Raw genomic sequence first — 23019 nt, forward strand, 5'->3', positions numbered from 1 at the left:
ACCAGCCTAAGAAGAAATTACATAAATACAAATTTAATATATTTCACTTTTGCAAAGTTATTCTTATATAATGAAAATGAATTTCATTCAGCTCAATGTGTTTCGCGAAGTCATGGAGTCTGGCTCCATTTCACAAACGGCCAAGAAGCTCGGCCGCACGCAACCAGCGATCACGCTGGCAATCAAGAATCTCGAAAAGAGCCTTGATATCAAACTTTTTGAAAGAAGCGGGCGGCGGCTGCTGCCTGTTCCCGAGGCCCGGTATCTGCTCGCTGAGGCCACTGAAATTCTCGATAGAATGTCTACGGTATCGGAAACGATGAAAAGCTTGAGGAACGCGCATTCGGGCAGTCTGGTCGTCGCTGCGATGCCCGGACCTTCAGCGTTCATCTTCCCAAGGTTTGTCAGTGACACCATGTCTGAAAACTCCGATATTCGGATCACGTTTTCGTCGCGCAGTTCACCGCAAATCCGCGAACTGGCCAGCACGCAGAGTATCGATTTTGGGTTTGCTGATTTTGACGCCCCGATTGGAAAGACTCCGCAATATCACCCCGATATTGTCAGCGCAGAGTGCTTCTGTGCTCTGCATCGCGACCATCCCCTCGCGCAAAATTCAAGGGTCGCCATTTCGGATTTAGACGACGAACCCATGGGGTCCCTGCACTCAAATCTGCCCTTGACCCGTAAGCTTGCCAGAGAGTTCGAAAGCGCAGGCGCCAGGTTTAATATCGTAAACGCAAGCCAGTTTTTTTTACCCTTGATGCCCTTCATCAGTTCCGGGCATTGCTGCTCAATTGTGGACCCCTTGACGGTGGTGACGGAAAGGGAATTGGATATCGGTCGGGGACAGATCACCTTTGTGCCGCTGCAGAAACCTGTTCGGTATGAATACGCGATATTGACACCCCTTCATCGGCCACTTTCGCAATTTGCAAGCCGCATCAAGGACAACTGGAAAGAGGAATTGCTCTCGATGCTTGAAAGCGTCAACGCGCGACCGAAGCAGATGTAAACTGTAGAAATTTGCAAGTTATGATGCTGACCGGAATTGTCATGTTTCGAACACAATTCGTATTCAGGCAACACACGCTAAAAAGCGGACCCTTCCGAGCAATTTCGCCAAGATGATTCGGCAGGCCAGCTCCGCTTTCTATCCAAGATAGAAGATCGGTTTCCTACAAGTAGATTTTTGAAATTACGTATTGATATCAATGCGTAGAAACCTGTTTCCAGTTGGATCAAGTGTGTGGTTAACCATCGGGTTTGCCACTAATCCGTACTAAACGCGGCGAGTGTTTCCGATGCGGAGACGGTCTTGGATATTTTTTGAAATCGAGCAGAAATGTGGCATAACTTTGTCATGGTTGGCGCCAGGGTTTTGGCGAAGAGGTCCAACATTGGTTCGCCCTTGTCAGGGTCATTAGGAAGTTTGGTTAGATGTTCCTCAGAGACAACATATTGCGCAAGCAAAGAAGGAAACGCCCGTTACAGAGTGTCATCAGGCTCTATCTGACCTCTCGAAAATGCGACTTTGAAGGTATCTGTTGGTTCGCCAAACCTTCAATCGACCTCGCAGCACGAAAAGTAGCGCCAGCTGTTTGTTTTTAACGATTTCTCCGAGGAGTTTCTTGAATGACTTTACAACTTGCCCGATCAGGCCGCATTGCTGCCTTGTCGCACCGAAATTCGGACCGGATTCTGGTTAAGCCGGCACGCCACAAGTCCGACGTGGTTCTACCAGATGAGGGCACGGTTGCTGCCTTTCTGATTGATGCATTGGGTCAGGGGTCATCGATCGATCAGATTATTTCTGAGACCGGTTGGTCCAAGTCCACCGTTCTGATCAATCTTTATAAGGTTGCCAAGAAATCCGGCGTTGGCATCCACCGACGCCGAGAAGTGTTGCATCTTATGGTGCCCAAAGGCGCGGAAAATGTTTACCCGCGCAAACAGGCCGTGCGCCCGCCCAGAGACCATGCTGATAAAATCGGCAACGTAATCAATGGCAAATTTCGGGTGAGTTGACGTGAGCCCACGCAGGTGGATGGTCAATTCCACCTGCGTTATTCAATTGACAGAATTTGGATTCCGGCGGAGGATGATTCATCGTCTTCGCGGAACTCTACATGTATCCTGACATGAACCAACTCACAGATGGCCGCCGCGCAACAGGCTGCGATCTGGTCGTATAGCGCTCATTTAATTGCTGCCATCGGCATGCCGCACGGCGTGCCTTCTGCTTTGACGACACTTGAGCGAATACCAAATGACCTCCCCATCCGCGCTGCGTCTTGCTATAGATATTGGTGGTACTTTTACCGATACCGTTCTTGCTGACGGTGACGGGCGATTGATCGGATCAGCCAAGACCGCGACAACACAGAAAAATCCGACGCAGGGTGCCGCTGCTGGCGCACATCAGGTATTGCGTGCTTCAAGTCACCGCATGGAGGATGTTACCGGCTTTGTGCACGGGACCACCCTGGCCACCAACGCATTGATCGAGCGGCGCGGCGCGCGCGTCTCCACAATCACGACGGACGGGTTTCGCGACATTCTCGAAATCGGGTATGAACGCCGCTACAGCCAATATGACATCAATATCGACAAACCGGATCTACTGGTTCCTCGGTCGCGTAGTTTCACGGTTGTTGAACGGGTTTCGGTTGATGGCGAGGTTTTGGTCCAACTTGATCAGGAGTCCGTTCATGCCGCGATAGAGGCGCTGATTGCATCGAGGACGGAGGCAGTAGCGATTTGCCTGCTCCATTCTTATGCAAATGCCCAACACGAACAACAGCTTCGCCGGATGATCAAAACCCGGTTGCCCGACCTCGTTGTTTCGCTGTCAAGCGAAGTCAGTCCCGAAGCGCGAGAGTTCGACAGGCTTTGCACGACGGTGGCAAATGCCTACATCCAGCCCCTTATGGGAAGTTACCTTTCTGATTTTGAAAGGTATTTCAACGCCATCGGCTTGGCGTGCCCAATCTTGATGATGACGGCCAGCGGCGGCATGACAACACTGGAAACGAGCCGGAGTTTCCCGATCCGGCTTGTTGAATCAGGGCCAGCGGGGGGCGCCATTCTCGCAGCGCGGGCGGCACGTGAATGCGATTTGGAGAGGGTCGTGTCTTTCGATATGGGGGGCACGACGGCTAAGCTCTGCCTCATCGACGGCTTCCGCCCTCAATCAGCCCGCAAGTTCGAAATCGCGCGAGCCGAGAGGTTCATAAAGGGCAGTGGCATGCCGGTTCGCATTCCGGTTCTGGAAATGATTGAAATTGGTGCTGGGGGTGGCTCAATCGCATCTGTTGATACCCTGGGGCGCCTCCAGATCGGGCCCAAGAGTGCGGGTAGCGACCCGGGTCCGGCGGCTTTCGGAAATGGCGGTACTGATGCGACGGTGACCGATGCTGACCTCCTCCTTGGCTATCTTGACCCCGTGAATTTTGCGGAAGGGAAGATTGGGCTCGAAACGGAGGCCGCCGAGGCGGCCTTGCGCAGTTCAATTTGTGACGGCGAAGATATTGATCCGGCGCAAGCCGCCATCGGCATCAGTGATATTGTGGACGAAAACATGGCAAGTGCTGCCCGCATGCATGCGGTGGAATCTGGCAAGAATCTCGGTGACCGCACGATGATCGCACTGGGCGGCAATGGGCCGCTACATGCGACACGCGTGGCCCGGCGCGCAGGCGTGAAGGAAATTTTGGTGCCACCCGATCCCGGGGTTGGCTCAGCGGTTGGATTTCTGTTTGCGCCCGTAAGCTTTGAAACCGTTCGCAGTCGTTACACGACCTTGGATCAGTTCGACATTGTTGGGATCAATGCGCTTTTCGATGCGATGCTTGTCGAAGCTGAAACCATCGTCGCGCAGGGGGCACCAGGTCAGCCACAAACCCGCAGGCGAACGGCTTTCATGCGCTACAAGGGACAAGGCCATGAAATAGAGGTTGATTTGCCCGACCGTCAATTCGACCTGAACGATATCCCAGGGCTGAGGAAAACTTTCGAGGCCAACTATGCGCGCCAGTTTTCCCGTGCTGTGCCGGGAATGATTATCGAAGTGCTTAACTGGGGTCTCAGCGTTTCAACGCTGCCTTCTTCAAATCCCAAGGCCGCTCCAGTCGTGAGCAAACATTCCAGAAATATTTCTACGCGCCAGATCATTTGTGACCTGACCGGTCAGGAAGCTACAGCGCAGGTCGTCGAGCGGGCAATGTTGGTTGCTGGCGACAATATCGCGGGGCCTGCGCTTATAACGGAGCCTCAGACCACGACCCTGGTGAGTGCGGATTTTGAAGCCAGACTGGATGCGTTTGGCAACATTCGGCTCGTAATGAAGCAGGAGGATAATCCATGAGTGCGCTGTCAAGAACCCGGTTGCAGGTCATGTGGAATCGTCTCCTCGCGGTTGTTGAAGAGCAGGGTCAGGCGCTTATACGTGCGGCGTTCAGTCCGATCGTTCGCGAATGTGGCGACATTTCCGCGGGTATTTTTGACATCCATGGTCGGATGCTGGCGCAGGCCGTGACGGGAACACCCGGACATATCAACACGATGGCCGAAGCGGTGAAAACCCTGTGCAGTTTGTTCGACGCTGACCAGATGCAGCTGGGCGACATCTACATGACGAACGATCCATGGATCGCTTCGGGTCATTTGAATGATTTCCTGTTGATGATGCCCGCATTTTCGAACGGGACGGTTGTCGGATTTTCCGCATGTACCTCTCATCTGGTGGATCTGGGTGGTCTTGGGATGGGGCCGGAGGGGGCAGATATCTTTGATGAAGGGCTGTTGATACCGCCGTGTAAGCTGGTGGAAAGGGGTGAGATCAACAGCTTGTTGATGTCCATTATCAAGGCAAATTCTCGCGAGCCAATTGCCAATGAAGGCGATATATATGCTTTGATCGCCTGTTGCGAAACAGGTGCCGACCGGTTGGTGAAAATGATGGCTGAATTCGGTATCGCGGACCTTGAGGTGTTGGCAAACTACATAATCGACACTTCTCGCGCAGGCACGCTCTCGGCAATCGCCGATGTTCCGCGTGGCACGTATCGGAACAGCCTGACAGTTGATGGGTACGAATGCCCGATCAAATTGCACGCAACATTGACGATATCACCGGGTGGCGTATTGCTGGATTTCGCGGGCACCGATGCATGTTCCGCCAAAGGGATCAACGTGCCTTTGAACTACGCGACCGCATATTCGGTTTTTGCGTTACGCTGCATCATCGGCCCGGATATTCCCAACAATGCTGGCTCGCTTGATCCGTTTCAGGTGGTCGCGCCGGAGAACTGTATTCTCAATGCCCAGCCGCCGGCCCCGGTCGCCATGCGGCATACCTTGGGGCAAATGACCCCTGATCTGGTGTTTGGATGCCTGGCCCAGGCCCTGCCCGATAGCGTTCCGGCCGAAGGAGCCTCCTGCATGTATGATCTGCCAATTCGAAGCATGCCATCCACTTCCGGCAGTGCAGACAAGGACTTCGCGCTGGAGCTTGTTTATAATGGGGGCACCGGGGCAAGGCCCGGCAAAGATGGGTTGTCTGCCACGGCGTTTCCAAGCGGTGTTTGGGGCAGTCAGGTAGAGACCACCGAGGCGGCAGCCCCTGTCATCATCAAAAAACGCATGCTGCGTCCGGACAGCGGTGGCGCTGGTAAATTTCGAGGCGGCTTGGGTCAGGATATTGAGCTTTGCGCTGCTGGTGACGAGGACATATTGCTGTTTCTGTCGGTGGAACGGATTAACAATGCCGCCCGAGGTCGGAGCGGGGGTGGTGACGGGGCTGCGGGCCACATTTCGCTCAAGAAAGCGAACAGCATTCTGGGCGGAAAGGGGCAATTCGTCATTCCCGCCGGAGAGACGTTGATTTTCCAGACACCAGGTGGGGGTGGATTTGGCCCGCCTTCGTTACGAGCGACAGACGCGCTGCGCCGCGATCTGGAAGATGAGTTAGTGAGCGATGTGAAGCATCAGCAGCGCAGCGAAGCGAGTCAGGAGAGAGCCAAATGATCCAGCCGCTTCGCCATGTCGCAGAAATGGACCTCTATGCATTGGCTGCTGTCACCGACGCGGAGGACGCGAGACTTGTTTCACTGGCGCAAAATGAGAGCCTACGCGCGCCGTCACCTTTGGCGGTCTCTGCCGCTAACCATACGCTATCGAATGGTGCGGCATACCCGGATCCTGATTGGAACAAACTTCGTTCGGCACTTGCATCACGCCATGGTTTAACTGCTGATAATATCCTGTGTGGAGCAGGATCGATGGAGCTTATCGCTGCTCTTGCGCAGTGCTTTTTGGATGGTGAACATCATGCATTGGCTTCGGAGTACTCTTATGCCTTCTTCGAAACGGCTGCGGCGCGCGTTGGGTCACGTCTCCTGAAAGCTAAAGAAGCGGCCTTTACCGTGAACATTCGGAGCTTGATTGAGAGTGTCACCGCGCAAACGCGCATTGTGTTTGTGGCAAATCCGGGGAATCCGACTGGCACCCGGATACCGACCAGAGACCTTCTCGCACTGCGCGCGGCGCTTTCACATGACATCTTGTTGGTCATTGATGAAGCCTATGGGGAATTCACCGAAGGGCTCGACGCACCAACGTTTGACATGGTTGAGACCGGCAATACGGTGGTGCTTCGCACTTTCTCAAAGGCGTATGGTCTTGCAGCCATGCGCATTGGTTGGGGGTATTTCGGTCCCCCTATTTGCGCCCATCTGCGCAAGGTGCTTAATCCCAACAATATCAGCTCGGCCAGTCAGGCCGCCGCAACCGCCGCGGTTCTTGACGACGCTTACATGCGCGAAACAACGCGACTTACGTCAGAAATTCGCGACCGCTTCCAAGTATCCCTGATGCAGCTTGGTTACGCGCCACCGCCAAGCTGCGCAAACTTCATTCTGATTCCCTTTGCATCGGCAGAGAGAGCTGCCTTCGCGCAGCAAAGGCTATACGACGGCGGGTTCATTTTGCGCGGGATGAGCGGATACGGTTTGCCGGATTGCCTGCGGGCGACGATTTCCTCGGAACACCATATGCAGGGGGTGATAAATATCTTGAAGTCGCTGCGTCATCAAGGAGATACCATATGAGAACGGTCCAGCGATCACGGGCGCGGCTGGGTGTGTTCGTGCCTTTCACAAATACCAATCTGGAACCCGATTTGATGATGATGTGCCCCGCAGATGTCTCGGTTCATGTCACCCGGTTAGGTGGGTATGACGCAAACGAAGTGCCTGATTCCCAACAGATGGCGGGCTTGGGTGCGATGAATATGGACGAGCCCATAAGGTTACTGGCCGGTATTGAGCCAGATATCATGATCTATGGATGCACCTCAGCGACCTTGGCACATGGGCGGGATTTTGACGCCTCACTGTCGGCTCGAATAGCGTCCGAAGGCAACGCTCGAACGATAACCGCCGCAGGTGCCCTGGTTCACGCCTTGCAGGCGCTAGAAGCGGAGCGTATTGCGTTTGCCTCTCCATACGTTCCCTTATTGAATGATCACGCGATTGCGTTCCTTCGAAGTTGCGGGATCGAGACTGTGTCGCGGGCCGACGTTGCCGGGACGCTGGATAACGCGGGGCAGGGCAACATGTCGCCTGAAGAAGTTTTTGATCTCGGGTTGCAAGCGGACAGCAAAAAGGCGAAGGCGATTGTCCTGTCCTGTACGGATATGCGCGCTGTCGAAGTGATCGAAGCGTTGGAGATTGAGACGGGAAAGCCTGTGGTCACGTCCAATCAAGCAATCATGTTTCAGGCATTGAGCCAACTCAATCTGACCCCTGCGAGGTCAGGATTTGGTCAATTATTCGATATGCAGAACACAGTTTTAAGAACCCGTTCGGAATAGGAAGAGATGATGAAAGTTATCGTTCACGCGCAAGAGACGGAAGCTCTTGTCGCGCAGTTGAGAGACGCGCATCCTGACATTCATATCTCTGCCTGCCAAACATATACTGACCTGCCCGCGATGATTGAGACGGAAAGCCCCGATGCCGTTTACAGCATCCGTTTTGACAGTACATCGACCTATCCGGCAGACGCATTGCTGGGGCCCGGCGGACCAGATTGGATTGCTGTGGGTGGATCAGGCATTGACCACCTTGGGCATTGGGATCCCGCGAAAACCACGGTCACGAACGCGGCGGGGGTCGCCGCTGAGATGATGGCGGAATATGCGTTCGGTAGCTTTCTGCATTTCTCGCTGGATATTTCAGGGCTGCAAAGAGACAAGGAGAGGCGTGTCTGGGCGTCCCGCCTAATGTCGCCTCTGCGGGGGAAGACGCTTCTGATCATCGGGTTAGGGCATACCGGCAGCGCCGTCGCTCAGCTTGGAAAAGCCTTTGGGATGAAGACGTTGGGAACACGTGCGCGACCCGCGCCAATGCCAAATGTCGATGAGGTATACGCGCCCGGTGAATTGCCCCGATTGTGCCAGCAGGCCGACTACGTCCTCGTCAGCACACCGCTGGTGGCCAGCACCCGGAACCTCGTTGATGCAAGCTTGTTCGACGTTATGAAACCGGGCGTGGTTCTTGTCGATGTCTCCCGCGGCGGCGTCATCAATTCAAAGGACCTACTAGATGCATTGCGGCAGGGGAAAATAAGCGGAGCGGCGCTGGATGTGTTTGAAACCGAACCCCTGCCAGCTGACAGCGCGTTCTGGGAATTGCCAAACATATTGATATCCCCTCATTGCTCCAGTGTTTTCGCGGAGTGGGATGCGGCGTCAATGAACCTGTTTTGTGAGAACCTGACGAGATGGCAAAAGGGTGAGCCTCTCAAAAATATCGTGGATCCGGTGAGGGGCTACTGAAATCCAGTTGCAGCGATACGTGTGTCGTTCGCATGGCCGAACAACAAATTTCGTAACTGGATTGCCGACGCTCTTTAAACGATCACTTCCTGCGCGATTTGATCACCAACCCCAAACACACGCTTGTAGCGCTCTATTTCCGCAATCGGCCCCATGGCTTTGTTGGGATTATCCGAGAGTTTTACCGTTGGCGCGCCATTGGCCTCAACCGCCTTGCAAACCAGTGAGAAGGGTGCGAGCCGATCATCTGGGACCAGCTTTCTGAAATCATTGGTCAGCAAAGTACCCCAGCCAAATGAGACGTTGACCTGATCGGCAAAACGACTGTGGAGCGCTCTTATCTTATCCACGTCCAACCCGTCGCTGAAGATAATGCGCTTGTTGCCTGGGTCTTCGCCACGCGCCTTCCACCAGGCAATTGCCGTTTCTGCCGCTGTCGCCGGGTCGCCGCTGTCCACACGGATACCTGTCCAGCCCGCCAGCCAGTCTGGCGCCTTGTCCAAAAACCCCTTGGTGCCGAATGTATCAGGTAGGATGATCCGAAGATTGCCCTCATGTTCATCATGCCAGTCCGACAGAACGTCATAAGGGGCCTGCGCCAGCTCCGCGTCTGTTTCAGCTAGCGCGGCATAGACCATTGGCAATTCATGCGCGTTCGTACCAATCGCTTCAAGCTCCCGTGTCATCGCGATCTTGCAGTTTGAGGTTCCGGTAAAAGCGCTGCCCAGGCCTTCTCGCATCGCCTGGACGCACCAGTCCTGCCAAAGATAGCTGTGGCGACGGCGCGTTCCGAAATCCGCAATGGACAGTCCTGGAATGTCCCGCATGTTTTCGATCTTTTCCCACACGCGCGTCATCGCGCGCGCATATAGAACCTGCAGTTCGAATTTTCCCATACGGTTGAGTACGGAGCGGCCACGCAGCTCCATCAAGACTGCAAGAGCCGGGATTTCCCACAGCATCACCTCAGGCCAGTCTCCTTCGAAGGTCAGCTCGTACTGGTCCCCCTTGCGCTCCAGATGGTAGGGTGGAAGGCGCAAGTTCTCGAACCACTCCATGAAATCCGGTCGGAACATCTGGCGTTTGCCGTAGAACGTGTTCCCGCGCAGCCATGTGCTCTCCCCGCGCGACAGCGACAGCGACCGGATGTGATCAAGCTGCTCGCGCAATTCGCCTTCGTCAATAAGTTCGGCCAGCGGCACGTCTTTGGAGCGATTGATCAGGCTGAAGGTGACTTTCGTTGTACGCTTGTTCCGAAACACCGACTGGCACATCAGAAGCTTGTAGAAATCGGTGTCAATCAGCGATCTGACGATCGGATCGATCTTCCATTTGTGGTTCCAGACACGGGTGGCGATATCAACCATTGGCGGCCTCCAGTGTAACACCTTCTGCCACCATGCCGTCGCGCGCGGCATCCAATGAGCCATTCAGATCAATGGCCCGGCATAATGTTTCGCGAACGGTCACTTTGAAGCCCAGTTTCGCCGCATCGACGGCCGAGAAATTAACACAGAAATCCAGAGCCAGCCCGACCATGACCAAAGTATCGATCCCACGGGTGCGCAGGTAGCCTTCCAGCCCGGTGGGTGTGTCGTGGTCGTTCTCGAAAAAGGCGGAATAGCTGTCTATTGCGGGGTTGAACCCCTTTCGGATGATCAGATCAGCACGGTCCGCCTGTAACTCGGGATGAAATTGTGCGCCGATGCTACCCTGGATGCAATGATCCGGCCAGAGAACCTGTGGCCCATAGGGCATCTCGATCATATCGTAAGGCGCTTTGCCCTCATGAGAGCTTGCAAAGGAGGAATGTCCGGCGGGATGCCAATCCTGTGTCAGGATCACCACCTCTGCTGCTCCCATCAGGGCGTTGATTTCACTGACAATACGGTCCCCTTCAGGCACCGCCAGAGCGCCACCCGGGCAAAAATCCTTTTGCACATCAATCACGATCAGAGCCTGGGTCATGTCGTCCACTCCTTTTTCCACCCTTTTGGGTAAGGGGCGCGTTGTGCGGCGTCAATGGTCGGTTCACTCCAGCGCGCGACTGACCTCTTGCCTGCACCGCGCCAGAAGATTATCTGAGCGGCCATGTACACGATTGCCGCATTATATCACTTCACCCGTTTCGAAGACCCCGGGGCGCTGCAACCGGCGCTCAAGGAGCTTTGCAGGGCCCAGAATGTGCAGGGCACGCTGCTGCTGGCCTGTGAGGGTATCAACGGAACGATCGCCGGCTCACGGGCGGGCATCGATGCCGTCATCCGGTATTTGCGTGCCTTGCCCGGCTGCGCAGATCTGGAATGGAAAGAAGCCACAAGCCAGGACGCCCCCTTTGGTAAAATGAAAGTCCGCGTCAAACGCGAGATCGTGACAATGGGGCAGCCGGATATCGATCCCCGCGCGCGCGTCGGCCACTATGTTGAGGCCAAGGACTGGAATGAGCTTATCTCGGCGCCGGACGTGGCGGTTATCGACACGCGCAATGACTATGAAGTCGCCATTGGCACCTTTGACGGCGCGGTCGATCCCAAAACCGAAAGTTTCGGTGAATTTCCTGCCTGGTGGAAGGCAAACAAGGAGCGTTTTCATAACAAGAAAATCGCGATGTTCTGCACCGGGGGCATTCGTTGTGAAAAATCAACCAACTACCTGCTGGGTCAGGGTGTCGAAGACGTCTATCACCTCAAGGGCGGCATATTGAAATATCTTGAAGAGGTGCCAGAGGACGAAACCAAATGGAATGGCGCGTGTTTTGTCTTCGACAACCGCGTCAGCGTGGAACATGGGTTGCGCGAGGGGCCGCATTCATTGTGTCATGGGTGCCGCCGTCCGATCCTGCCCGAAGACGTGAAGCGCCCGGAATATGAAGCCGGTGTGAGCTGTCATCGCTGTTTCAATGAAACCACCGAGAGTGACAAGAACAGGTTTCGGGAACGGCAAAAGCAGATGATGTTGGCCAAGGCCCGTGCGGGTTCCTGAAGCTAGGCGTGCACCACAGAAGGCGCGCGCGGCTTGCTGCGTGACAGCAGCCACAACATGATCGCAATGTTCAGGCCATTCCATAAAATGCCGTTGATGAAGGCGAGCTGATACGAGCCGCTGACGTCATAGATCCACCCAGACATCCATCCGCCCAGGGCCATACCCATGATCGTGGCCATCATCACAAACCCCACGCGCGCTCCAGCTTCCTTGGCGGGCATGTATTCGCGCACGATCAATGCATAGCTGGGGACGATCCCGCCCTGGCTCAGCCCAAAGATCAGACTGACGACATACAGGGACACGAGCCCGCCTGACGGTAGGTATAGAAACAGGGCAATGCATTGCAGTGCCGATCCAATGAGCAGAGTTTTGACACCCCCCAGTTGATCGGCAACGAGGCCCGAGACAATGCGGGACCCAACGCCCCCCAACAACATCAGGGCGAGCATCTCGGCTCCGACTGCAGGGCCATATCCCAAATCGACGCAGTAGGATACGATGTGAACCTGCGGCATAGACATCGCTACGCAGCAGCCGATTCCTGCCAGCCCGAGGATGTATTGCAAGGCGCGCGGTGACAGCCCAGAGGATTGTGCATTCTGAAGGGATTGCGTTTGTGCCGCGACCTGCGCTTCTTGTGGCAGTTTTCGCCGCAATGCGAAGGACAGGGGGATCACGCCGATCAATGTGATAACTGCCAAAAACACGTAGACGCTGCGCCAGCCTGTCGCTTCAAGCATTCCTGCCAGCGCCATTGGCCAGATCGCCCCTGAAAGGTAATTCCCACTTGCGACAAGCGCCACGGCGATCCCACGCCTGCGTACAAACCAGTGGGATATGTCGGCGATGAGCGGGCCAAACCCGACAGCTGACGAAAAGCCAATCAGCAACTGAGCGGCGGAAAGAACCCAGATGGACTGGCTGAGCGTCGCCAGCCCAAACCCCAGGGCGATCCCGCTTGCAGCACCGGTTAGCGCCACCGTCACACCGTATCGGTCAATCGCCTTGCCAATCGCGAAATTGCCGGTCGCAAAGCCAATCATCGTGAGGGTATAGGGCATTGACGCCAATGCACGACCGGCTTCGAATTCAGCTTCCACCGCTGGCATGATCACGATGATTGCCCACATGCCGACATTGGCGATCATTGCGATCACCAGTGTCAGAAGCAATCTGATCCAGGAATATGGGCTGTCGGTGACCGGCATCTGCGCCTCCATTGGCGTATCTGCCCCGAACGGGCCCGGCGACGCAAGCAAACATTCCCGTGATCCGTTAAGCTCGTGGAAAGACCTTTCACGGTATGACTTGGCTTGGGTGAATATGAGAGTGGTGGAGATATGGGCGCGCAGAGCAATCTGGCACCAGTCATCATCAAACGAAAAAAGATAATTGCCGGTGGTCACCATGGTGGTGCCTGGAAGGTCGCATATGCGGACTTCGTGACCGCAATGATGGCTTTTTTCATGATGATGTGGCTGTTGAATGCAACGACCGAGCAACAACGTCAGGGGTTGGCGGATTACTTTTCGCCGACCATTCCGATTAATCGCGTCTCCGGCGGGGGCGACGGTTCCTTTTCGGGTGATAGTATATTCTCGGAAGAAACCCTTCCGCAGAATGGCTTAGGTGCCACGACCAAACACGCTGCCCAGAAGGAACAATCGCGCGGCGAAGCCGGCACTGCGTCCGATGACGGAGAGCAGGATCAATCCGCCGAAGAGCTTCAAAAAGCGATTGACGAGCTTCTGGGCCGAGGCGGTGAAACGACCGTCATGAAAAATCTGCTCAAACACATCGTCACCCGGATCACCGATGAAGGTTTAGTCATCGAGCTGTTCGCCCTTGATGGGTTGCCGCTGTTCGAAGACGAGACCGACAATCCGACCGAATTGATGGAAACGCTTGTGGCCTTGGTCGCTGACGTCAGCAGAAGCGTTACCAACGATGTCGCAATTGGGGGCCATGTTCGATCAAAGCCCGTAGTGCTGGCGCAGAACCTTGTCTGGGACATGTCTTCACAACGGGCTTCTCGGACCCGGATGCTGCTGCAGAAGAACGGTTTGAATTCCGACCGTGTTCAGCGTGTCACCGGCCATGCTGACCGTGAGCTGGTGCACCGCAATCCCCTGGCAACGCGCAACAATCGGGTGGAAATCATCCTGCTTCGGTGAATTGGGGCATAAATAGGGCGCATTTTATCTGTTAGCGCCGTGTTAAGTCCGGGTGTCTATCTGGGTGGTCAATGGATGATCACATCAGAAAGGCGTGCCCATGACAATTTCATCTTCGCTCAATGCAGGCGTTGCAGGACTTCAAACAAATGCTCAGCGACTGGCGTCAATCTCGGACAACATCGCTAATTCCTCAACCTTTGGCTATAAGCGGGTGGAAACAGATTTCGAATCCATGGTTTTGTCATCCGGTGGCGGCTCCTATGCTGCCGGTGGCGTCAGGGCTGCCTCACAGCGGTTGATTGATCAGCGCGGCACCCTGATTTCGACGTCAAATTCGACTGACCTTGCCGTTCGTGGCAAAGGCATGTTGCCGGTCGCACAAGCGGCACAAGTACAGACTGCCGGCGCTGATGCGCCCATGTTCCTGTCCACAACCGGATCATTCCGTACAGACGCCGAAGGATATCTGACATCTCAGTCCGGACTTGTCCTGATGGGGTGGCCCGCTGCTGCGGATGGTACAATTCCAAACTATCCTCGTGATTCCGCAGACGGCCTTGAACCCATCAGGATCAATACAAGCCAACTCGCAGGGAATCCCACTCTTTCGATGAGCCTTGGGGTGAACCTGCCCGCCACAGAGACAGAGTTCGGAGCCGCGGCGCTTACGGAACAGTTATCCGTAGAGTATTTTGATAATCTGGGGACATCCCAAAGCATCAGCATTACTTTTGAACCGACCGCACCCGCGGCGGCGGGCGACCCCGCCACAAACGAGTGGACGATGACAATGACTGATTCCGCGCAGGGCGGAGACCAGATTGGCCGGTACACGCTCACATTTACTGATGCGCGTACAGGTGGCGGCACGCTCGCAACGGTGACGCCAATTGCGACAACGGCACCAGTAGGTGCCAGCCCCGCGTACGATGCCGCAACTGGTCAGGTGACGGTCAACGTGGCCGCGGGTCCAATCTCCGTTGACATTGGTACGATTGGCGACACCGAAGGTTTATCGCAACTGTCATACAATTTTGCACCAATTTCCGTGACCAAGGATGGCTCCGCGATTGGCAACTTTATTGGTCTGGACGTAGACCCGAACGGCTTTGTCCGTGCGAGCTTTGACACCGGTGAAATTCGTACGGTCTATCAAATTCCGCTCGTCAACGTCGCAAATCCGAATGGGCTTCAAACCTTTGATAGCCAGACATATTTGCCCTCACGTCAAAGCGGCGCCTTCTTCCTGTGGGATGCCGGTGATGGGCCAACTGGCGATATTGCCTCTTTCGCAAGAGAGGAATCTACCACGGATGTCGCCGGGGAGTTGACCGACATGATTAAGACCCAGCGCGCTTACTCTTCTAATGCCAAGGTCATCCAAACGGTTGACGAGATGTTGCAGGAAACGACCAACATCAAACGATAATCTCTTTTCGCAAGTAACGAGGGCCTGACATGTCTATTTCAGGGGCACTATCAAACGCAATGACAGGGCTGCGCGCCGCGGGGCGCAGTTCTGAGACGATTTCCGCCAATATCGCGAACGCTATGACACCTGGTTATGGCGTTCGGTCTGTTGCCTTGTCGTCATCCCAGATTGGCGGCGTGAGCATTGATGGCATCGTTCGAAATGTCGACCCCGCGCTTTTGGTTGACCGTGGCCTTGCGGAAGCAGCTTTTTCCAACTCTTCTGACAGAGCACGGTTTCTGACCAGTCACGAAGATGCGTTGGGCACCCCAGATGACCCCAACTCGCTATCGGCACGTTTGGCACAATTTGAAAGCAGTCTTGTCACGGCTACAAGTCGCCCAGACGCACCCGAGAGACTAGGCAGCGTCGTAAATGCGGCCCGCGATCTTGCGACCCTCATCTCTTCGGCATCAGATAATGTGCAGGAAGCTCGCAGCGAAGCAGATCGAAATATCGGGATACAAGTTGATCGGTTGAGTTCCGCGCTGGGTGGGGTGAAGGAACTGAACATTCAGATCACCAAGACCCTGGCTCTCGGCGGTGATACATCGGCGCTACAGGACAACAGACAGGCTTTGGTTGACGAAATCAGCGCAATTGTCCCTGTACGTCAGATTTCTCGCGACAACGGGCAGATTGCGCTTTACTCCACCGGGGGTGCGATCCTTTTGGATGGCGGCATTGCCGAGATCGAATTCACGCCCGTCAATCAGGTCACACCCTACATGACCCTTGCAGGAGGCCAGTTGTCAGGCCTGACGATCAATGGGTTCAGCGTTCGGACCGATAGCGAACGTGGCACCCTAGGTGGAGGCTCGCTGGGTGCTCAGTTTGAGATCAGGGATGAACTGGGGACGGACGCACAAACCCAACTAGATGCCCTTTCGCGAGATCTGATCGAACGGTTTCAAGACCCCGCAGTAGACGCAACTCTGGCTGTAGGGGACGCAGGCATTTTCACAGACGCCGGTGCTGCTTTTGATCCGCTGAACGAGGTCGGCATTTCCGCCCGCCTGTCCATCAATGCAGCGATTGATGAACGGCAGGGCGGCGAAGCCTGGCGTATCAGGGATGGTATCAATGCTTTGGTGCAGGGTGATGTGGGTGACTCGCGATTGCTGCAAGGGCTGACGACCGCTTTGAATGCCAACAAGGTGCCAGCATCCGGTGACTTTGGAGCCGGGGCTTTTTCGGCAATTAATCTTGCAGCGACCTTGACATCTCAGTTGGGCGCTGATCGCGCACAAGCTGATCAAAGTCTGAGTTTTACGTCGACACAGTTTAACGAGTTAACCCAACTGGTTCTCGCAGAGGGTGTTGATACCGATCAGGAGTTGCAACGCCTTCTGCTCGTTGAGCAAACCTACGCGGCCAACGCTCGAATGATCGAAGCCGCTGACGAAATGATGCAAACTATATTGAGGTTGTAAGCTATGAGCACGATTTCACTAGGCGACTTGGCACAATCTTTCATGCTCCAGCGCCGGAGCGTTGCGTTGAGACAAGATCTCACGAGACTGACCGATGAATTGTCGAGCGGCAAGGTCTCCGATGTCAGAGAGGTTCTTGACGGCAATCATAACTACTTGACCGGGCTGGAAAGATCGCTGGAGGTGTTGGAAGGCTATTCTGTCGCGAACTCCGAGGCGACATATTACACTGGTGCGATGCAAGACGCGCTGGAACGTGTACAGGATTTTGGCGGGGCCCTAGGGCTCGATCTGTTGCTTGCCAGCGGTGGGCCCATCGGCGTCATTGCGGGAAATCCCTCCGACAATGCCCGCACCCAATTGCAGGGTATAATCAATTCTCTTAATGATGACATTGCGGGACGCAGCCTGTTTTCCGGCACCACCACAGATCAAGCCCCGCTGCCTGACGCAGACACGCTCATCGCTCAAGTTCTCGCCGTTGTTACCGGGCAAACGACGCCTGAGGACATTGTAAACGCTGCTGAAACCTGGTTTTCAGACCCCGCCGGCTTTGACACGGTATCTTACGCAGGATCTGCGACGGCCCTCGCGCCATTTGTCCTATCTGACACCGAACGCGTGAACCTAGATGTAAGAGCGAACGACGATGCACTGAAGGAATTGCTGCTCCACACGACGGTTGCAGCGATTGCAGATGATCCGGCGCTCGCACTAACAGTTACCCAACAATCCGAACTGTTTGGGATCACTGGGATTGGCCTTCAATCAAACCAAGATAGCATTACTAGCCTGCGCGCAAACATCGGTTTCACTGAGGAGCGGATAGAGATGATCTCCGCGCGGAATCAGGCCGAAGAAACCAGCTTGGAGTTCGCAAGGAATGCCTTATTGGCAGCCGATCCATTTGAAACTGCGACTGAATTGGAAAGCGTACAATTCCATTTGCAAAGCCTTTACTCTGTAACTGTAAGAAGCTCTCAGCTATCTTTGGTGAATTTCCTATGAAAAAATTTGTCGCGGCGATCTTATTGATATGCGCAATGGTAGATTCGGCTTCCGCTGGTCCGGTGAGAATAAAGGACCTCGTTGAGTTTGACGGCGTTCGAGGCAATGATCTGGTAGGCTATGGGTTGGTCGTGGGATTGAACGGGACCGGCGACGGGTTGCGAAACGCGCCATTCACCGAAGAAATCATGTCGAATATCCTTGAAAGGCTCGGTGTGAATGTTGCTGGCGAACAGTTCAGGCCAAAGAATGTCGCCGCTGTTCTTGTAACCGCCGCGTTGCCACCATTTGCTCGAGGAGGTGGACAAATAGATGTCACCGTTTCTGCAATAGGTGATGCAAACAGCCTTTTAGGCGGCACTTTGATTATGACCCCATTGAATGCAGCTGATGGCCAAATTTACGCTGTCGCCCAAGGTACGATCATAGCCGGGGGTGCGGTCGCCGAAGGCGATGGTGCGAATGTAACGCAAGGAGTTCCGACCTCGGGGGTGATTCCCTCTGGAGCTAGAGTCGAACGAGAAATCGAATTCGATTTGGCTAGTTTGACAAATTTGCGTTTGGCGCTGCGTGATGCTGATTTCACAACGGCTGCGAGAATCGAACAGGCCATCAATTCAGATTTTGGCCGCCCAGTGGCGTTCATGCTGGATTCCGGGACGGTACGTCTCGACATTCCACAAACAAGAATGGCCTCCGTAGCACACGCTTTGGGAAGGATCGAAAATATATCCGTCCAACCTGAGCGAAAAGCAAGAGTCGTCGTTGATCAGAGATCAGGAACAATTGTGATGGGGGAGGATGTGCGGATTTCGCGAGTTGCGGTATCTCAAGGCAATCTTACCCTCAGAATTCAAGAAGCACCGGTAGCAGTGCAACCAAACCCATTTGCTGACGGAGAGACGGTAGTTGTGCCGCGGACCAATGCGGAAATCGAGGAAGAACCAGGAATAGGTTTGGCAGAGATTCCCAGTGGCACGTCATTGTCCGAGGTTATTGCAGGGCTAAATGCCCTTGGCGTTTCACCTCGCGACATGATCGATATTCTCAAGAGCATAAAGGCGGCTGGCGCATTACATGCTGAGTTCATAGTCCGTTGAGATGGCTGTTTTAGCCCCCTAGGACCGTGCCAAATTGGTCTTAGTTTTGGAGATGGGGTTGATGGCGCAGAAACGGTATTCGGATGAAGAATTTCTTCGGCTTTTGCGTGAGATTGAGTTGAGACTTGCCTCTGGTTCGGATGTGGTGACTGCTTGTACGAAGGTGGAATGAGCGATGCGGCTTATTGAGCTTGGCGCATACGGTTTGTTGGGATGTGGCGATCCGAGATAGCCAACGTGAAGGGGTTGTAGAAGGAGAATGATCGATTGAAGCGGATCGTTGCAAGTTTAGAATTGGATAAGCTGATCCTCAAAGAACGCCTCGATTATTTGAAGCCTAAGGCCTGAGGACAAAGCAGCTTCGTCAGGCCGTGGTGGATATCCGACAAAAGCTGGCGGCTTTCGAACGCCGTACGTGCCGGATGACGGGCATGGCGCGGAGTACGCAAATATATCGAGTTGCCCCCAAGGATGATGAAGCTTTGCGCCTCGCGCTGATCCGGTCGGCCAAACAATATGGGCGCTACGGTAAACTCACAGTGCTACTGAGCATTGAAGGATGGTCGGTCAATCACATATGGAGCGTTGATTTTGTTCACGACAAGCTTGGCAACGAACGCCCGTATTAGATGCTGACGTTGCTTGATGAATACGCCCGCGAGCCGCAATGCGTCGCGGTCAAGTTGAAGATGAATAACGCAGACTTCTTGGACGCTCTACTCTTTGTTTTTGTAACGTGGGAAACCAGAATGCGCTCGTTCGGACAATAGTTCAGAGTTCATCGTGGCAGCACTGCAAGATTGGCTGAGAAAGGTGGGGATCAAGCCGACCCAGATATACCCGGGATCGCTATGGTAAAAAGGTTACAACGAACGCTTTAACGGCACATTGCGCCGTGAAGTTCTGAATACCGAATGGTTCTACACCACAAAAACAGACCGTCATCGATACTTGGCCCCAACAATACAAACGTGTCCGATCGCATTAGGTCCTAAACATGCGCTCACCTGTCCCAGAAACTGCCTTCAAAGGTGGCCCATGCACATGGATCGCATTGACGAAGGCGTGAACAAGGCAACACCGAGATCGGGCAGATTTCGGTCGATGATATGCTGCATCCATTCCACATCCACGGATGTTGGTTCCGCATTATTTGCCAAGACGGTGCCGAACCGCCTCGTTATACTAATGGGTTGAAAGCTATGGTTCATGTAGAAGAAACTTGGCCTGATGTGCTGGTTCAGTTCGACTATGAGGCGAAGGCAAACACGCCCTACATGTATCATTGCCACATCTTGGAGCACGAGGATTGTGGGATGATGAGGCAGTTTGTAGTGATCTGAGGAATGCAAAATCTGTAACGAATTAGTGATTTCTCCAACGACGCTGTTTGCCAGCCAGCCCAGTTGCTGCGCTCAATCGTTAACGTGTGCTCCTCATCGAGAGTAGTAGCTAGATTCGTGCCGCTCTATGTTGAACCCTTCATCTGAAGATGGCACAACAAAATGCTTGGAAATCTGCCAGAACTGTTCCTCAGTGACAGTAAACGGATGATCGCCATGCATGTTACGAGCGCGCAGTCTTTCAATGCAGATATCATTGGGAACATCGAGTACATGAAGCTTGTGAGCCGCGTCTGTCTGATCAAGTATTCTCCGCATCCAGCTGCGTGCTTCGGTGGTGTTCGCTTGGAAATCCAAAACGACCGAGACCCCGGCGTTTAACAACGATGCCACGTGAGGACCAATGATTTTCCGAAGTTTCACTGTGCAACGCCGATAATCGGATATCGAAGACATCTCTTCTGAGTAGAGCGCGCGCAACCAATTGTCTTCACCGATGATGATTGTTCTTTCCGCGTTGCCAAGCCGTTTAGCCAGCGTTGATTTTCCTGAAGCAATTCTTCCGCACAGCAGATGCAGGGTTGGCGATGTGGAGGACATTGGGATAGCCTTGTGCAGAGAATGACGCGCATTTGACGTTCAGATACAACCTCCGCGGTCCGGAGTGCTAGGTCAGGTCGCGATGCGGAGATTAAGGCAGCCGTAGCGAATGGCAACATCGCTCCGCATCTCAAAGATGTGAGCAAGGGTCAATGGTATTGCTAGGTCAATGTGAGTTTCTTTGCTCAGGGACGTACGCATTCAGTTTGTTCCCGTCCAAGTCCCGAAAATAGCCTGCGTAAACACCATGCTCGCCGCGTGGCCCTGGGCGGCCCTCATTCTTGCCGCCGAGTAAAACGCCTTTGGCGTGAAAAGCATCGACTTGCTTAGCGGTGTCGACTTTGAATGCCACCATGACGCCGTTTCCAGCGCTTGCTGCCCGGCCGTTAAACGGGCGCGCCAAACACAAGGCGGTCTCGGCGCGTGACAGTCCCCATGCCGCCATGTCCCCATGCTGCCATAGTCTTTGGATGCCAATCGTCGCCAGCAACGTGTCGTAAAACTTGATCGCCCTGTCCAGATCAGTCGTCCCAATTGTCACATAGCCGATCATCTTATTGCCCAGTTCTGGCTGATTTCTCGTCCGAGGCACACGCTGCCGACCGCTGTTTTGGCGTCAGCATCGTCCAAATGAAAACCTCGGCGATCAGCAGATTAACTACCCATGCGAAGACCATAATGGCGTCGCGCGACGGGCCTGTCGCCTCGGTCCCGAAAAAGATTAGCCATCCAATGCCGATGAAGGTTTGCGTAGACGCACCCTGAGCAATTGCATAGGCACGCAGCATAAAGGTGCTGTGCCTAGAGGTATTCCGCGACCTGATAGCAAGAACAGCCCAAACGATGAAGAAGATCATCAGAAAGCCCAGGGTGATCCGAGCCCAATACAGCAAGTTCCCCTGAAGGCTGATCGGAAAGCTGTAGAAATGGGTCATCCACAATCCGCTTCCGGCAGAAAGACAGCCAGCCGTCGCAACAATTCGGCCAAAAATGCGGTGGGTTGCAGGATATTTCCGTCTGATCCTTGGCAGGAACTGGATTGCGCCAAGAAGACAAAACAAGAAACTGCCAAGAATGTGCAGAACGATGGGGAGGGGCATTGAGGATGCCCGCGGGTTTGCTGGGGCGATTGCCGGCCCGCCTGCCAGTTCGAGCACGCGGGACAAGCCGCCAAAGGTTGGTATGAACGAATAGACGAAAAGGAGGACAAGGATAGCCCACTCGGATTTTCTCAAAATTTTCAAGCGTCGCCCTCGTGCTTCTCTGTTGCCGACGCGGTTTCAGGAGGCCGTCCCGGTCCGCTCGATCGACGCGCCCAGAATGCGGTGCTGGCTTGGCCCGCGCAGGACCCCAAGCGGATGGGCTGGCAACCGATGTTTTCCAGATGGCATGCGCGTAGCCAAGCGACGCCTTGCCGTTCTGTGATCGCCCATGTTCGCCATCGCATCTGGATGAATGCGCCGAAGCCGGATCGCCGCACCAGACACACGAAGAGCATGCCGCCCGGCTTGAGTACGCGGATCATCTCGTTCAAAGCGAGTTGGGGATTTGGCAAGTGCTCGAGCACGTGAGCGGCCATCACGACATCAAAGGTGGCATCGTTATAAGGTATCGACAGAATATCTGCCTGTCTCAGGTCTGGTGCCAAACCCGCCTGCCGCATCTCAACATCAGCCCGGGCCAGCATCTCAGCTGAGAGATCGATGCCGCAGAAGTTGAGGGATTGGGAGAGAATGCTGCTAAGTGCAGTCGAAAGCGCTCCGCTTCCGACGCCGCAATCCAACACCCGCGCCTGCGATCCAACTTTTCCAAGTGCGGTCACTGCGCCGGACGCCATCAGCGATCTTCGGTATGCTGCCGCAAGCCCGTACCGCCGTATCTTTTGCTGCCAATTGCGGGAGGCTGCATCGTATTGTCTGGCCAGATCCTCTTTGGCTCTCGGTTGCCGATTGATGGTAACCTGCCATGAGCCAAACCGATAATTGGTCATGGGAATTGTCTGCTGATTTGATGGATCAATCACCGCGTCATCCGATTGCCTGCGGATATGCATATGGGCT

The 23019-nt window shown here is 54.5% G+C and carries 22 protein-coding genes; 15 read left to right on the forward strand and 7 right to left on the reverse strand.

The window, feature by feature from the left end; genetic code table 11:
- Positions 1-76 precede the first annotated feature (76 nt).
- From Q0802_RS21080 to Q0802_RS21110, 7 genes are all read left to right on the forward strand, one after another.
- Positions 77-1015, forward strand: coding sequence for a LysR family transcriptional regulator (locus Q0802_RS21080; RefSeq protein WP_298921837.1), 939 nt, complete (start codon positions 77-79; stop codon positions 1013-1015).
- Between the two features lie 620 nt (positions 1016-1635).
- Complete coding sequence (locus tag Q0802_RS21085; RefSeq protein WP_298921839.1) at positions 1636-2028, forward strand: hypothetical protein; 393 nt, start codon at positions 1636-1638, stop codon at positions 2026-2028.
- A 241-nt stretch (positions 2029-2269) separates the two neighbouring features.
- Positions 2270-4366 (forward strand): hydantoinase/oxoprolinase family protein, encoded by a 2097-nt coding sequence (locus tag Q0802_RS21090; RefSeq protein ID WP_298921840.1) that lies wholly within the window; start codon positions 2270-2272, stop codon positions 4364-4366.
- Entirely contained in the window at positions 4363-6027 is a 1665-nt protein-coding gene (locus tag Q0802_RS21095; protein WP_298921841.1) for a hydantoinase B/oxoprolinase family protein, read from the forward strand. Before Q0802_RS21090 ends, Q0802_RS21095 begins: the two co-directional genes overlap by 4 nt.
- Before the next feature lie 26 nt (positions 6028-6053).
- Positions 6054-7109: a histidinol-phosphate transaminase gene (locus tag Q0802_RS21100; RefSeq protein ID WP_298921878.1), complete on the forward strand. Its 1056-nt coding sequence runs from the start codon at positions 6054-6056 to the stop codon at positions 7107-7109.
- Positions 7106-7873 (forward strand): Asp/Glu racemase, encoded by a 768-nt coding sequence (locus tag Q0802_RS21105; RefSeq protein ID WP_298921842.1) that lies wholly within the window; start codon positions 7106-7108, stop codon positions 7871-7873. The genes Q0802_RS21100 and Q0802_RS21105 overlap by 4 nt, the downstream gene beginning before the upstream one ends.
- A 9-nt stretch (positions 7874-7882) precedes the next feature.
- Positions 7883-8839: a D-2-hydroxyacid dehydrogenase gene (locus tag Q0802_RS21110; protein ID WP_298921843.1), complete on the forward strand. Its 957-nt coding sequence runs from the start codon at positions 7883-7885 to the stop codon at positions 8837-8839.
- Between the two features lie 74 nt (positions 8840-8913).
- On the opposite strand, the gene pncB is transcribed toward Q0802_RS21110, so the two are convergent.
- Together pncB and pncA are read right to left on the reverse strand one after the other, a co-directional pair.
- Entirely contained in the window at positions 8914-10206 is a 1293-nt protein-coding gene (pncB, locus tag Q0802_RS21115; RefSeq protein ID WP_298921844.1) for a nicotinate phosphoribosyltransferase, read from the reverse strand.
- Complete coding sequence (pncA, locus tag Q0802_RS21120; protein ID WP_298921845.1) at positions 10199-10807, reverse strand: bifunctional nicotinamidase/pyrazinamidase; 609 nt, start codon at positions 10805-10807, stop codon at positions 10199-10201. The genes pncB and pncA overlap by 8 nt, the downstream gene beginning before the upstream one ends.
- 123 nt (positions 10808-10930) lie before the next feature.
- On the opposite strand from pncA, the gene Q0802_RS21125 reads away from it, so the two are divergent.
- Positions 10931-11821, forward strand: a complete 891-nt coding sequence (locus Q0802_RS21125; protein ID WP_298921846.1) for a rhodanese-related sulfurtransferase — start codon at positions 10931-10933, stop codon at positions 11819-11821.
- A gap of 2 nt (positions 11822-11823) precedes the next feature.
- On the opposite strand, the gene Q0802_RS21130 is transcribed toward Q0802_RS21125, so the two are convergent.
- Positions 11824-13035 (reverse strand): MFS transporter, encoded by a 1212-nt coding sequence (locus Q0802_RS21130; RefSeq protein ID WP_298921847.1) that lies wholly within the window; start codon positions 13033-13035, stop codon positions 11824-11826.
- A 132-nt stretch (positions 13036-13167) separates the two neighbouring features.
- On the opposite strand from Q0802_RS21130, the gene Q0802_RS21135 reads away from it, so the two are divergent.
- The 7 genes from Q0802_RS21135 to Q0802_RS24760 all read left to right on the forward strand — a co-directional run bounded on the left by Q0802_RS21135 (position 13168) and on the right by Q0802_RS24760 (position 20359).
- Positions 13168-14001, forward strand: a complete 834-nt coding sequence (locus Q0802_RS21135) for a flagellar motor protein MotB (RefSeq protein ID WP_298921879.1) — start codon at positions 13168-13170, stop codon at positions 13999-14001.
- A gap of 100 nt (positions 14002-14101) precedes the next feature.
- Positions 14102-15433 (forward strand): flagellar hook-basal body complex protein, encoded by a 1332-nt coding sequence (locus Q0802_RS21140; RefSeq protein ID WP_298921848.1) that lies wholly within the window; start codon positions 14102-14104, stop codon positions 15431-15433.
- Between the two features lie 29 nt (positions 15434-15462).
- Positions 15463-16908, forward strand: a complete 1446-nt coding sequence (flgK, locus tag Q0802_RS21145; protein ID WP_298921849.1) for a flagellar hook-associated protein FlgK — start codon at positions 15463-15465, stop codon at positions 16906-16908.
- 3 nt (positions 16909-16911) lie between these two features.
- Positions 16912-17916 carry a flagellin gene (locus Q0802_RS21150; protein ID WP_298921850.1) on the forward strand — a complete coding sequence of 335 codons (1005 nt, stop codon included), beginning with the start codon at positions 16912-16914 and terminating at the stop codon, positions 17914-17916.
- 35 nt (positions 17917-17951) lie between these two features.
- Entirely contained in the window at positions 17952-19016 is a 1065-nt protein-coding gene (locus Q0802_RS21155; RefSeq protein ID WP_298921880.1) for a flagellar basal body P-ring protein FlgI, read from the forward strand.
- Positions 19017-19447: 431 nt separating this feature from the next.
- Positions 19448-19645: a hypothetical protein gene (locus Q0802_RS21160; protein WP_298921851.1), complete on the forward strand. Its 198-nt coding sequence runs from the start codon at positions 19448-19450 to the stop codon at positions 19643-19645.
- 480 nt (positions 19646-20125) lie between these two features.
- Positions 20126-20359 carry a multicopper oxidase domain-containing protein gene (locus Q0802_RS24760; protein ID WP_366523347.1) on the forward strand — a complete coding sequence of 78 codons (234 nt, stop codon included), beginning with the start codon at positions 20126-20128 and terminating at the stop codon, positions 20357-20359.
- A 93-nt stretch (positions 20360-20452) separates the two neighbouring features.
- Here Q0802_RS24760 and Q0802_RS21165 read toward each other — a convergent pair whose 3' ends face one another.
- The 4 genes from Q0802_RS21165 to Q0802_RS21180 all read right to left on the reverse strand — a co-directional run bounded on the left by Q0802_RS21165 (position 20453) and on the right by Q0802_RS21180 (position 23012).
- On the reverse strand, positions 20453-20959 hold the full coding sequence (locus tag Q0802_RS21165; protein WP_298921853.1) for an ATP-binding protein: 507 nt from the start codon (positions 20957-20959) through the stop codon (positions 20453-20455).
- A gap of 166 nt (positions 20960-21125) precedes the next feature.
- Positions 21126-21512 carry a VOC family protein gene (locus Q0802_RS21170; RefSeq protein WP_298921854.1) on the reverse strand — a complete coding sequence of 129 codons (387 nt, stop codon included), beginning with the start codon at positions 21510-21512 and terminating at the stop codon, positions 21126-21128.
- Position 21513: 1 nt separating this feature from the next.
- The gene (locus Q0802_RS21175; RefSeq protein ID WP_298921855.1) at positions 21514-22059 is read right to left on the reverse strand and encodes a DUF2306 domain-containing protein; all 546 of its coding nucleotides are present in this window, start codon (positions 22057-22059) and stop codon (positions 21514-21516) included.
- A 140-nt stretch (positions 22060-22199) separates the two neighbouring features.
- Positions 22200-23012 carry a class I SAM-dependent methyltransferase gene (locus tag Q0802_RS21180; protein WP_298921856.1) on the reverse strand — a complete coding sequence of 271 codons (813 nt, stop codon included), beginning with the start codon at positions 23010-23012 and terminating at the stop codon, positions 22200-22202.
- Positions 23013-23019 lie beyond the last annotated feature (7 nt).

Origin of the sequence: uncultured Roseobacter sp. (assembly GCF_947495275.1) — a bacterium.
Lineage (GTDB): Bacteria > Pseudomonadota > Alphaproteobacteria > Rhodobacterales > Rhodobacteraceae > Roseobacter.